4 protein-coding genes are annotated in these 13,766 nt (G+C 49.8%); all 4 read left to right on the forward strand.

The window, feature by feature from the left end:
- The first annotated feature begins 30 nt into the window (after nt 1-30).
- The 4 genes from G459_RS0102915 to G459_RS26680 all read left to right on the forward strand — a co-directional run bounded on the left by G459_RS0102915 (nt 31) and on the right by G459_RS26680 (nt 13,698).
- Nucleotides 31-792 carry an SDR family NAD(P)-dependent oxidoreductase gene (locus tag G459_RS0102915; protein WP_026966296.1) on the forward strand — a complete coding sequence of 254 codons (762 nt, stop codon included), beginning with the start codon at nt 31-33 and terminating at the stop codon, nt 790-792.
- 497 nt (nt 793-1,289) lie between these two features.
- Complete coding sequence (locus G459_RS0102925) at nt 1,290-1,835, forward strand: phage tail protein (protein ID WP_026966297.1); 546 nt, start codon at nt 1,290-1,292, stop codon at nt 1,833-1,835.
- A gap of 24 nt (nt 1,836-1,859) precedes the next feature.
- A complete protein-coding gene (locus G459_RS0102930; protein ID WP_026966298.1) occupies nt 1,860-2,408 on the forward strand; it encodes a phage tail protein in 549 nt (182 codons plus the stop codon).
- Between the two features lie 490 nt (nt 2,409-2,898).
- Complete coding sequence (locus G459_RS26680; protein WP_169724996.1) at nt 2,899-13,698, forward strand: MBG domain-containing protein; 10,800 nt, start codon at nt 2,899-2,901, stop codon at nt 13,696-13,698.
- Nucleotides 13,699-13,766: the final 68 nt, after the last annotated feature.

Raw genomic sequence — 13,766 nt, forward strand, 5'->3', positions numbered from 1 at the left:
CCTGGCAGGTCTCTTTGAAAAAAAACAAAAATGAAACCTCAAAAAGTCGCCATTGTCACCGGTGCTGGACAAGGAATTGGGCTGGAGATCGCCCGCAAACTGCTGATAACAGGTTCCCACGTCATCCTCAACGATCTGGAAAAAGGCCTAACGGAAGAAGCAGTCGCTTCACTTTCCCAACTCGGAAAAGGTGCTGTCTTGGGCTGCTCTGGCGACTCCTCTTCGGGGGAGGTGATCTCAGAGATCATCGACTTGGCCATGCATCATTTTGGCTCAGTTGACCAAGTGGTGGCCAATGCCGGAATCACGCTTTTTGGAAACTTTCTGGACTATTCCAGAGAGGATTTTTTCGAAGTCACCCGGATCAACCAAGCCGGGAGTTTCTTTCTAACCCAAGCTGCGGCGAGAATTATGAAAGGCCAGCCAAACGGCGGATCGATCTTGCTGACATCCTCTGTGACAGCGCACCAAAGCCATGAAAATCTGGCGGCCTACGCCATGAGCAAAGCAGCAGTGGAGATGCTCGCGAAGAATCTGGTCATCGAGCTCGCTCCTCTCGGAATCCGGATTAACACCATCGCGCCGGGTGCCACCCTGACTGAGCGGACTACCTCCGACCCTAACTATGTTAGTACCTGGTCAAGGCTCACGCCGCTAGGTCGCCCTGCTAATACGACCGACATCGCCGAAGCTGCGGCATTTTTACTCTCAGATGCCGCCCGGCACATCACCGGCCAATCTCTCATTGTCGATGGAGGATGGACTTCGATCAGCCCATCACCGTACGGATGACCTTAATTCTCCCAAGAAAATGGTCTTAAAAACAGCCGGAAACCCGACTTGAGTCCTTATTTACCGACGCAGATTCCCCCTCTCATTCATCAGCAAGGCGCGAACCCAAATCCCACCTCAGGCGTATCTTGATCCCAGTTTTTTTTATTTTCCGGAACTTGACTGCCCCCTTAAAACAAATAAACAGCCCGGATTTCGAGGCGGGTTTTCATCTCTTTTGCAAAGATTTCATGATCCGCTGTCATGAATGCTGAAGGACACATTCTCAAGCTTAGTTTTTCCGACCTAACGAAAAAAAGCAAGAAATATTACACCTAATTCTTGCGCTTGTCATTCAACTTATTGTAGATTAGAGACTTCTTTAGTATTAATTTTTACCTCCATGATTTTTCGTTTGGATTGGGGGATCGCAACCTTAGGCTTCGACTAGACCGGGCTTTGCCCTGGTATATACCCAGCAATATTTCACATCTAGCAACACTTAACTTTTAACAAACATGGAACCCTTTTTAGGACAAATTATGATGGTCGGATTCAACTTCGCCCCCAAAGGCTGGGCGCTCTGCCAAGGCCAATTACTTTCAATCTCACAGAACAGCGCGCTGTTTTCACTTTTGGGAACAATGTATGGCGGCGATGGCCGCACAACCTTTGCGCTTCCGGATCTACGGGGCAGGTGTGCGGTGGGGATGGGCCAGGGACCCGGTCTTTCTGATAGAACGCAAGGCGAGATGTTCGGCCAGGAATCTGTTACGCTGACGATTGCCGAGACACCCTCACATATCCATCAATTGCTGGGCAGCAATACCGATGGCACTACCAGCGATCCAACCAATAACACACTTGCCAAAAGTTCGGTGACAATCGAACGAGGAACAAGCCCAATACCTGTGAACACTTATGCTTCCGGGGCTCCTAATGTGGCTATGGCAGTACCCAGCATCGCGCCTGCCGGAGGCAACCAGCCTCACAACAACATGCAACCTTCAATTGCCATGAATTACATCATTGCATTGCAAGGTATATTTCCTCCAAGGGATTGATCCTAGTTTTAAAACAAGATAACTATGACACCTTTTGTTGGTCAAATTGAAATCTTCGGGGGATACTTTGCTCCTCTCGGATGGGTTTTTTGTAAGGGGCAACTGTTGCCAATTTCGGAGTATGAAGTCCTGTACGTGTTATTGGGAACCACTTATGGAGGAGATGGGGTAAATACTTTTGCCGTACCCGATCTCCGGGGTAGAAGTGCGGTAGGCATGGGCCAAGGCCCTGGGCTTCCCTATCAACCACTCGGCGCGGCAATGGGTCAGGAACAAGTGACTCTAATCCAGACTCAGATGCCTTCACATTCCCACTCTCTGCTCGTAAGCAATGGGGATGGAGCCTCCAATGACCCCAGTGCTGCCAGTCTGGCGAAGAGCTCTGTAGTAATACAACGAGGAGCAAATCCGATTCCTACCAGTAGCTACACGAGCGCTTCGGCAAATGTGGCGATGAATCCCTCCAGTATATCGCCTTTTAACGGGAGCAATCTTCCGCATGCAAATGCGCACCCTTCGCTCGCGCTGAACTATATCATAGCAACGGAAGGCATCTTTCCTTCTCAAAGCTAATGACTCCCAAGAACCAACCTCACGGGGTTGGTTCTTTTAGTTTCTCATACCCAGATTAGAGTTTAATGTTTTTAACGTCTTGATTATGAAATTTTTATCACCCAAATCCTATTTTTTAGTAGCATTATCGTTGATTTTCTGCAGTATCGGTTACTCACAGACCACCACTGTTACCTTCAATGAACTAACTGGAGACACTTTTCTCTCTTTGAATGGCACAAAAATCTATGACAATTCTGGCGTAAGGTTTGAAATTTTCTCTGGAAGTAATGCGGGGGCAGCGGTCAGTTCTACTACTAGTGGATTTGGAGGGACCAGAGCATTAGATGATACTAATACAGTTCCTGGGGGCGTCACTGGCTGGAAAATTAAAAAAACAGACAGCTCACCCTTTCAATTAATCAGCATTTGGCTACAAAGGGGGGATCCCATAGCGTCTGCATCTGGGACGGTAAAAGCATACAAGAGTGGCGCCCAAGTAGGTGCAACCGTGAATGTCACTTTTGACAGCCAAAGTGCTGGAGCGAAAAGCTTCGCCTCAAATCCTGATTTTTATGATATAGATGAAGTTCGGATTGAAGGTGTAGATATTTTTATCTACATCGACAATTTTGCTTTTGCCCCCGCTCTGATACCCGTTGATTCTGATCCGCCCTTAGTTACAGGTATTTCTCCTGTAGGCGCACCTCTGACTACGGCTACTTCGGTTAATTTCTCAGTTAGCTTTTCGAAAACTGCCAAAAATGTCAGTAGTGATGACTTTGTTCTCACGACCGCGGGAACCGCCGGGACGATTGGCTCAGTCTCAGGATCGGGAAGCAGCTATACGGTAGCAGTGACCGGAATATCAGGAGAAGGGACCATCCGCCTGGATCTGAAAAGCGGAACCAATATCGCCAACGAAGATGATATCCAAGGAACTCCAGCTTTCACATCGGGTCAGCCCCACACGGTATCAGCCTGCTTTGTAGAGACATTTGAAACGGAAACCGATGCCAGCACCAGTTTCAGTGGAAACGGAGCTAATTTTTCTTTAGGAACGGGACTGGAAATTGAAAAACGAGGTGGATTCGGTGCAGGGCATTCAGGTGGCTTTGTGATTAATAACAATACGGCGGGATCATTCTCCCTGACCAGCGCGACAGAATTCACCATGAGTACTGTTGATCTGTTTCTTTCTGATCAGACAAATGGGGATAACCCGACTGCCAACGGCACGATCGTAATCACAGGAAAAAAAGGCGGTGCAGATCAGTTTACAATCTCCAAGAGCACCGGATTCCCAACGAGTACGGTAAGCAACGGGGGCTTTTTTACCATCAATTTTGCAACGGATGGAGCTGGCAACTATCGAAATATCAATGTAGATGAACTGGTGTTTACACTTAGCGGTGGATTTACACAATTGGCCATCGATAACTTCAACTTCTGCAAGGCTGTTTCATTGGTCGATACGCAGGCACCCGTAGTGCAAAGCATCTCAAAAACAGGAAGCCCACTCTCCACCTCAAGCGGTGTAAACTTCCAAGTGCTCTTCAATGAAAATGCGACCAATGTTACCTTGGACGATTTTACGCTGATTAGAACCGGCACGGTAACCGGCGCATTGACAAGTATTTCAGGTTCTGGATTTAACTACACATTAGGCGTTACTGGCATATCCGGAGAGGGGTCTATTCAGGTTAAACTAAATGCAGGAACCAACATTCAAGATGCGCTTGGCAACACCCCTCCGTTTGAATTTCTAAACGGGCAAATTCACTTGGTGGGAGCTTGCTACATCGAAACCTTCGAGTCTCTTATCAACGGTGCCACTTCCTTTAGTTCCAATGGGAAGGCTTTCACAATAGGTGGGAACTGGGCCGTAAAAGACCGAACTGGATTCGGAATCGGTCCTTCCAGCAAATTCCTGGAGAATACAGGTTCAGGGACTTACACAATAGCTGTCGATGCACCGGTCCAGTTCAGCAAATTGGCGCTGTTTCTGACTTCCAATACAGGTGGAGCTCCGTCACCAACCAGTGATGGAACGGTCACGATCAGAGGAAAAGATGGAGCAACTACTGCCTATACTATCACCAAGACCACCGGGTTCCCAACAGACTTCAGTTCCAATCAAGGTTACTTCTATATAGACTTCTCAACAGAGGGCGGAGTAGACAATTCTGAAACCTATGTAGATGGTCTCGAGATAGAAATAGGTGGCAGTTTCATCTATCTCGCCTTAGATAATCTTGAGTTCTGCTCTGACTTCGAAGCACCATCGGGGTACACCGTTGCGATAGACCAGGCTCAGATTGACGATGCAAATGCTGCTGCAGCCAGCTTTACTTTTGCGGATGCCGAAGTTGGCGCTACCTATGATTATACTTTTTCCAGTGATGGCGGTGGAACTGATGTGACAGGATCAGGGACGGTTGCCACTCTTACCGACCAAATCACATCCATAAACCTCAGCGGACTAGGCGGAGGTACGGTGACACTGTCTGTGACACTGACAGATCCATCTGGAAATACCGGAGCAGTGGCCACTGACACCAAGCAACGAATCGTAAATGCTGCGCCGGTGGCTACAGCACCGACAGCACCGTCAGTGTCTGAGGATACATCAGCTGACCTGCCGGACGATATCGAAATTACTGACGGAGAAAGCGATGATCAAAGTGTCACCTTTACGATTACAGGAGGCACCTTATCCTTGGGAACCACGGGAGTAACATTCGGAGGCGGCGGAAACGGATCCGCAAGCTTTACGGCTTCAGGCACTTTGGCAGCCATCAATACAGCGCTGGATGCAGCGACGTTCACACCAATTGCCAATTTATTTGGCACCGGTGTGGCTACAATCGCATTCGTGAGCAATGACGGCACTGTGGATTCCAATACTGCTTCGGGGACTTTTGATATAGCGGGAGTGAATGATGACCCTACTTTTGGAGGCATAATAAATTCAATCACCGTAGTGGAAGATGAATATCCAGCCTACTTGAGAGATGCTCTTTCTTCAGGTTTATTTCAAGATATAGATGCGGGATTAAGTGATGTTTCATTGACCATAGCTACCTCTCAAGGCGTTATTGGTATAAGTAATCCGGCTGGCTATGGAGTCAGTCAGTCTGGGCATAACACGCCAACGCTGATTCTCACCGGACCGGCAGCCAATATTGAGTCTTTTTTAAATATAGATACCAATGCCGCTCTGATTTTACCCAATAACCTAAGTGGGCCGAACGCTATAACCATAACTCTCACCGCAAATGACAAGGGGAATACTGGAGATGGCGGTGGAAATGATGTAGTAGTCGGCACCGTCAATGTAAATATCACGCCTGTAAACGACGCCCCAACCGTCGCCAATCTAATTCCGAACCAAAATGCAAGCGAGGACGCAGCCTTCAACTTCCAGTTTGCGGCTAATACCTTCGAAGATGTTGATCTCGGAAACACACTGACTTATACCGCTGAGCTTGTCGGAGGTGGAGCACTTCCTGGATGGTTATCCTTTGATGCAGCCACCCGAACCTTCTCGGGTACTCCTACAAATGGCGACGTGGGAACTGTCAGTATAAAGGTTACCGCAGCTGACGGAAACGGCGAAAGTGTATTCGATGAGTTTGATATCGTCGTCGCAAACGTCAATAGTGCACCAACGGTCGCCAATCCAATCCCTAACCAAAGCGCCACTGAGGACATTGCCTTTAGCTTCCAGTTTGCAGTCAGCACGTTTGAAGACGCTGATGCTGGAACCACGCTGACTTACACGGCAGGACTAGACGGTGGAGGATTGCTTCCAGCTTGGCTGTCTTTTGATGGGCTGACCCGCACTTTCTCGGGCACTCCAACGAATGCAAACGTTGAAACGGTCAGTATCACGGTCACTGCTGACGACGGAAATCTTGGGACTATTTCTGATTCATTTGACATCGTCGTCGCAAACGTAAACGACGCGCCAACCGTCGCCAATCCAATTCCGAACCAAAATGCAACCGAAGACATGGCCTTCAACTTCCAGTTTGCGGCTAATACCTTTGAAGACGTCGATCTGGGAAGTACGCTGGTTTACACTGCGGAGCTTGCGGGAGGCGGAGCCCTTCCTGTTTGGCTATCTTTTGATGCAGCCACACGAACTTTCTCCGGTACTCCGACAAATGCAAACGTGGGAACGGTAAGCGTCAATGTCTCTGCTGACGACGGAAACGTCGGGACCATTTCTGATTCATTTGACATTGCCGTTGCTGCTATCAATGATGCACCAGTAAACTCAATACCTGGCTCACAAGTAACAGGCCAAAACACATCGCTGGTATTTAATGGCGGAGGCGGAAACCAGATCAGCATCAGCGATGTGGACGCTGGAGCATCGAGCGTCAGGCTAACACTTACTGCAACCAATGGTACTTTAACACTTTCTGGAACCGTAGGACTTGTTTTCAACATTGGCGACGGAACATCCGATGCGTCCATGGGGATGGAAGGCTCGATCTCCGACGTAAACAACGCACTCAACGGGCTGACCTTTAGTCCTACATCTGGATATTATGGAGCAGCAGCAGTTCAGATCTCTACGAATGATCTGGGAAATACGGGAAGCGGCGGACCATTGACCGACACTGACGAGATTCAGGTCACAGTCAATTCTATCAATCCAGTTGTGACCGGCGTGAGTAGCACGACCGCAAATGGTACTTATGGTGTTGACAGCCCCATCGTAGTCGCCGTAACATTCAATCAAAACATCCTCGTAAATACAGCAGGAGGAACACCTAGGTTGTTACTAGAAACTGGCTCCACAGATAGAGAAGCTACCTATACCTCTGGAAGTGGAACCGAAACCTTGCTCTTTGCATACACCGTAGTTGCTGGTGACGTAAGTGCTGATCTCGATTATCAATCCACTTCAGCACTTTCGCTGAACGGAGCTACTCTTAGAAATATACCAGGGAATAATGCGACTCTGACTTTGCCGAACCCTGGAGCAGCCGGATCATTGGGAGCCAATAAAGCGTTGGTGATCGACGCAGTCAAGCCTTCCGGATATTCGGTGTTAATAGATCAAGATCCGATAATTACCACAAATCAGACGGCAGTGAGCTTCACTTTTGCAGGAGCGGAAGTGGGAGCGACATTCAATTATTCATTCTCCAGCAGTGGAGGCGGAACAAGCGTGTCCGGTAGCGGTACAGTTGCGTCTATGACTCAGCAAGTAGCAGGGATTGACTTGACAAGTCTAGCTATTGGAACAATAACGCTTAGTGCCTCCCTCACAGATCCTACTGGAAATATCGGCGACGAAGTGTCGGATACGAGCCAAAAACTGGCTCCGATCACTGCCGCAATCACGGCCCAAACCGATGTGGCTTGCAACGGTGACAATACAGGTAGTTTAACCGTGGAGGTATCTGGAGGCATGGCAAATTACACCTACTCTTGGAGCAACGGGACTATTGTAGCCGGCACATCCTCTAGTACCAACGATTTGACCAGCCTGATTGCAGGAGGCTATTCCGTGACGGTGACAGATGAGAACGGGCAAATAGCGATGGCTTCCGCTACTATCACCGAGCCAAGTGCATTGCTGATCGCTATAGGCAGTCAAACTGACGTGTCATGTTTTGGCGGAAGCGACGGAAGTGCCACCATATCGGTTTCCGGAGGGACAGGCGAATATTCCTACTCATGGGCGCCGTCGGGTGGCGACGCAGCCACAGCGTTGGGATTGACAGTTGGAATGTATACCGTAACTGTGACGGATGCTAACGGCTGTAGCGCATCCCAGTCATTCGACATTTCTCAACCAACGGCATTGGTAGCTTCCACCTCGCAAATTGATGCCGTATGCGGAGTCGGAGGATCAGCCAGCGTAACTCCGTCGGGTGGTGCGGGTGGATATACCTATTTATGGTCGTCAGGTAGTACCAGTTCCATTGCTACCGGATTGGCAGCGGGCAATCATAGTGTACTTATCACAGATATGAACGGCTGTGAATTAACTAAAAACTTTACGATCGGCGGAGCATTCACACTTAACGCCACTACTTCTCAATCCGATGTCAGCTGCTTTGGCGGAAATGATGGCAGCGCGACAGTAACGGTGCAAGAAGGAATTGGACCATTTGACTATCAATGGACTGGTGGAGGAGGAACTGGTGCGACTGCCACAGGTCTTGCCGCTGGACCTTACAGTGTAACTGTAACTGACGCCAACGGCTGTAGTAAGATATTGAACGTGACCATTACACAGCCGGCTACGGCAAGTCTTACAACGGCTGCGGTCACTGGTGTCACATTCTCCGGCGCAACGCTGGGAGGCACTATCTCCACCAGTGAAGTGGGCTGCGCATCCGAAACAGGTGTGGTTTATTCCACTTCCCCTGGTCCGGATTTGACAGATTCGAAGGAGGTAATGACTATCACAGGAGGGGAATTCAGCGAAGTGATCTCCGGCCTCGCTTTGACTACGACGTATTATGCCAAAGCATATTCTACCAACAGCAACGGAATAACGGTTTATGGAAATGAAGTAAGTTTCACTACTTCCGATCTTACCGTCTTGAATGTCACCGCAGATGCCCAAAGCAAGGTATTTGGACAGGCTGATCCAGCGTTGACTTATACATATTCGGGACTGAATCCTGGCGATGATATCTCCAGCGTGTTGACAGGTGCCCTAAGCAGGGAAATCGGAGAAGATGTCGGAGACTATGCTATCCAGCAAGGAACGCTTAGTGTCATCCCTGGTTCTGGCTATTCCTTGAGTTATGTAAGTGCGGACTTTAGCATCACACCGGCAACTGTCACCGGAGTCACTTTCACCGACGGAAGCTTTGTCTACGACGGTACGGTAAAATCCCTTGCCATCGCCGGAACCCTGCCGGCAGGCACCTCGGTGAGCTATACCGGCAACAGCAGAACAGACGTGGGTACGCAGGAGGTGACCGCTATGATCACGGGAGGAAACTACGCTGATCTTGTATTGAAAGCGGACCTCACAGTCACACCAGCTACACTAGCCATCATCGCAGATACGGGCCAGACAAAAATCTACGGAACAGTGGATCCTATGCTCACTTACAGCAGTACTGGGTTGGTAGCAGGTGATAATATTACCGGAGCTTTGAACAGAATGCCGGGAGAGAATGCAGGCCTCTATGCGATCAGCCAAGGAACGTTGTCCGCCGGAAGCAACTACACGATTGACTTTACTTCTGCCGACTTCGAGATCACCAAAGCCACTCTGAACCTGACCGCCACTGCTGGTCAAACCAAAATATATGGCAATGCCGATCCTACATTTGCCTACACAGCCACTGGCTTCGAAAATGGAGACACCAATGTCATCTTGGCCGGAGCGCTGGATAGAACGGCTGGAGAAAGTGTCGGCGCCTATGCTATCGGATTGGGCACACTCTCTGCGGGAGCTAACTACACGATCAGCTACACCGGAGAGGACTTTGAAATCACACCAGCGACCCTGAATGTGACGGCAAATGCAGGTCAATCCAAAGCGTACGGGAGTGCCGATCCGATCTTTGCATATACGGCAACCGGCCTCCAAAACGGGGACACGAATGCCGTCTTTACTGGAGCGCTGGATAGAACGGCCGGAGAAACTGTCGGCGCCTATGCAATCGGATTGGGATCGCTTTCCGCAGGTGCTAACTACACGATCAATTACACCGGAGCGGATTTCACCATTGGTACCCAACTACTGCAAGTCACCGTCACTGCGGGTCAATCCAAGGTGTATGGAAATGCTGATCCGGTCTTTACCTACTCGGCAACTGGATTCGAAAACGGAGATACCAACACAGTACTCACCGGCTCCCTCCAAAGAACTGCAGGAGAAAATGTAGGCCTCTATGCGATCAGCCAAGGAACACTGTCCGCAGGAAGCAACTACACCATCAACTTTACATCTGCCAACTTTGAGATCACCAAAACCACACTGAACGTGACCGCAGACGCCGGTCAAACCAAAGTGTATGGTGATGCAGAACCAACCTTGACTTACACGGCAACAGGATTCGAAAACGGAGATACCAACACTGTACTCACGGGCACTATCGAAAGAACTTCGGGAGAAAATGTAGGCCTGTATGTGATCAGTCAAGGAACACTTTCGGCGGGAGGCAACTACACCATCAACTTTACGCCTGCCGACTTTGAGATCACTAAAGCCACCTTGAATGTGACAGCAGACGCCGGTCAAACCAAAGTGTACGGTAATGCAGAGCCAGCTCTGACTTACACAGCCACCGGCTTCCAAAATGGAGACACTAATTCCGTCTTCTCTGGAGCGCTGAACAGAGCAGCCGGAGAAGGTGTCGGCGCCTATGCAATCGGATTGGGATCACTGTCCGCCGGCGCTAACTACACGATCAACTTCACAGGATCGGACTTCGAAATCACTGCTCGAACCTTGCAAATTTCCGCAAATCCGGATCAGGCGAAAGTCTACGGCTCCGCTGATCCTGTCTTTGCCTTCACTGCCACCAACTTCGGCAATGGAGATACAGAAAGTATTCTGACAGGAGCGCTGGCGAGAGAAACGGGAGAGAACATTGGCGAGTATGCAATCTTGATTGGCAGTCTCAATGCCGGAAGCAACTACGTGATTGACTTCACCTCAGCCACTTTCACCATCGCTGCAAAAGTGTTGAATGTGACCGCCGACACGGGACAAACCAAAATCTTTGGCACGGTTGATCCGGTCTTTAGTTATGCCGTCTCGGGCTTTGAAAACGGTGACAACGCAAGCATCCTGACCGGAGAATTGGAGAGAGCATCAGGAGAGAATGTCGGGGCTTACGCGATCAATCTGGGAAGTTTGAATGCAGGTGAGAACTACGCGATCAACTATATCGGTGCTGACTTTGTGATTACCAAAGCAACAATCAGCGGCATTAGTTTAACGGATGCAAGCTTTGTCTTTGACGGATCAGCTAAGTCTTTGTCCATCTCTGGAGCACTGCCTACTGGAACATCCGTCGCATACGCTAACAATAGCAGAACGAACGTCGGGACGCAGGAAGTGACGGCCACCATCACAGGAGCGAACTACACGACCTTGGTCCTGACTGCTGATCTGACCATTACCCCTGCAACGATCAGCGGTATTGTTTTCGCAGACGGAAGCTTCACCTACGATGGCACGGCCAAATCTCTGGCAATCACTGGAACTCTTCCAATGGGCACCTGGGTGGCTTACGCTAACAATAGCAGAACGAACGTCGGAACTCAGGAAGTGACAGTCACAATCACAGGCTCAAATTACACGACCTTGGTCTTGACTGCTGATCTGACCATCACACCTGCAACGATCAGCGGTATTACTTTCTCAGACGGAAGCTTTACCTACGATGGCACGGCCAAATCTCTGGCAATAGCAGGGACTCTTCCGATGGAAACTTCGGTGGACTACGCTAACAACTCCAGAACGAACGTCGGAACTCAGGAAGTAACGGCCACGATCACCGGCTCAAACTACACAACCTTGGTCTTGACTGCTGATCTGACCATTACCCCTGCAGCGTTCAGCGGTGTCACTTTTGCAGACGGAAGCTTTACCTACGATGGCACCGCCAAATCTCTGGCAATAGCAGGGACTCTTCCGATGGGAACTTCGGTAGCCTACGCTAACAACTCCAGAACGAATGTCGGAACTCAGGAAGTGACCGCCACCATCACAAGCTCAAACTACACAACCTTGGTCTTGACTGCTGATCTGACCATTACCCCTGCAACGATCAGCGGTGTCACTTTCACAGACGGAAGCTTTACCTACGATGGCACCGCCAAATCTCTGGCAATAGCAGGGACTCTTCCGATGGGAACTTCGGTGGGTTATGCTAACAACTCCAGAACTAACGTCGGAACTCAAGAAGTGACGGCCACCATCACAGGAGCGAACTATACTACAAAAGTGCTGAAGGCAGATCTAACGATCACGCCGGCTACACTGACCATTACCGTAGGCACTGGCCAAAGCAAGTTGTACGGTACGGCTGATCCTGAACTGACCTATACCGTTTCGGGATTGAAAGGTGCGGATACCGAATCCATTCTTACCGGCACACTTTCCCGCGTACCAGGTGAGGAAGTTGGCAGCTATGCCATCACGATAGGAACCCTCGCCGCCGGGACAAACTATTCGATTGACTATACGGGTGCAGACTTCGAAATCCTCACCAACGACACGGATGGTGATGACGTACCGGATGACGTGGAGGAAACTCAGGGAACCGACCCTAAAGATCCAACGGACTATCAGGATACAGACGTAGACGATGTGCCGGACTATGTAGAGGAGCAAACGGGAACTGATCCAAGTGATCCGGGAGACTACCAGGATACAGACGAAGACGGGACTCCGGACTATGTCGAAGAGCAGAAGGGGACGGACCCTAACGACGGAACAGACTTTCCGGATGAAGATGGAGATGGCGTTCCAGACTATGTCCAGCAAAGAGCCGTGAGCGAATTTGTCACTGGAAGCCTGGAAGCGGTCTGGGGAACTTCAGCCGATGACCTCACAGTTCCTGCCGAAGTAGTGGCGATCACGTCCAAAGGCGAGTTTGTCAATCTGACGGTGACTTGGGATCTGAAAGGCTACGACGGCATGAGCACAGGCTCCACCACCTATTCGGGTACCGCAGAAGTGACTGAGGGACTGTTCAATCCGTATGGCTTGCAGCCAATGCTGGAGATCACGGTGCTGGCTAAGCCCGCGCCACAGGATGTGACGCTGAGCAATAACAGCTTCATTGCTGTTCCTGACCAGTATTTCCAAGAGATCGGAGGCTTTACCGTGATAGATCCTACGGATAACATACATACTTTGACCTTGGTGGATGGGGCCGCAGACAATGGCTACTTCGAAGTACTCGACGGCATCCTCTTCTGGAGCAGCGCGGATCCTGCGGCCGGTCGAACAGACTTTAGCATTCTACTCAGCGTAACAGACCGAGCTGGCAATGAACTGCAGAAATCCTTCCAGATCACCAGGCAGCGCACGCCGCTGGATCAGTTGGAAGTGCCGAATACCTTCACTCCTAACGGAGATGGCGTAAACGACACATGGGGCGTACCCGGTCTCCAGTACTTCACGGGAGGAAGAGTGCAGGTATTCGATCGTGGTGGACAACGTATATTCTATACCGAAAAGCCCCAAGAAAGATGGGATGGCACATTTGAAGGCAAAGAAATGCCAGCAGGTTCTTATGTATGGATCGTAGAATCGCGCGAGTCTGGGGAAGTACGCAGAGGGGTATTGACCCTGCTGAAGAAGTAAAAATATAAATACTCAAACAGGGAGATGTTTCTAGATCATTCTCCCTGTTTTTACACAACACTTTTCAA

Origin of the sequence: Algoriphagus terrigena DSM 22685, from assembly GCF_000429445.1 — a bacterium.
In the GTDB taxonomy this organism is placed as follows: domain Bacteria; phylum Bacteroidota; class Bacteroidia; order Cytophagales; family Cyclobacteriaceae; genus Algoriphagus; species Algoriphagus terrigena.